Here is a 413-nt window from a genome sequence, read left to right on the forward strand (position 1 = left end):
ACAGTCAATAAATTTTAAAGGAGGTGATTAAGTAGTGCTGGTATTGGAGTATAAAGTTAAAGCTAAAAAGCATCAGTATAATGCTATTGATGAGGCTATCCGTACAACACAATTCATTAGAAATAAGGCTATCCGTTATTGGATGGATGCGCAAAAAGAAGCTAAGGTTAACAAAATTGCTTTGAATAATTACTCAACGGCACTACGAAAGGAATTTAAATTTGTTGAGGAATTGAATTCAATGGCTTGTCAGTCTGCTACCGAAAGAGCTTGGAGCGCTATTGATAGGTTTTACCAAAATTGCAAAAAGAAAGTATCAGGCAAGAAAGGATTTCCCCGATTTCAAAAAGATAATCGTTCAGTTGAATATAAAACTAGTGGCTGGTCACTAAATCAAGCCAAAAGATGCATTA

At 34.9% G+C, this 413-nt stretch carries 1 pseudogene; it reads left to right on the forward strand.

The features are described from left to right. Positions 1-34: 34 nt before the first annotated feature. A pseudogene (locus tag AABK37_RS41935) lies at positions 35-413 on the forward strand (RNA-guided endonuclease TnpB family protein); the annotation flags it as partial.

Origin of the sequence: Tolypothrix sp. VBCCA 56010, assembly GCF_050875635.1 — a bacterium.
In the GTDB taxonomy this organism is placed as follows: Bacteria; Cyanobacteriota; Cyanobacteriia; order Cyanobacteriales; family Nostocaceae; genus Hassallia.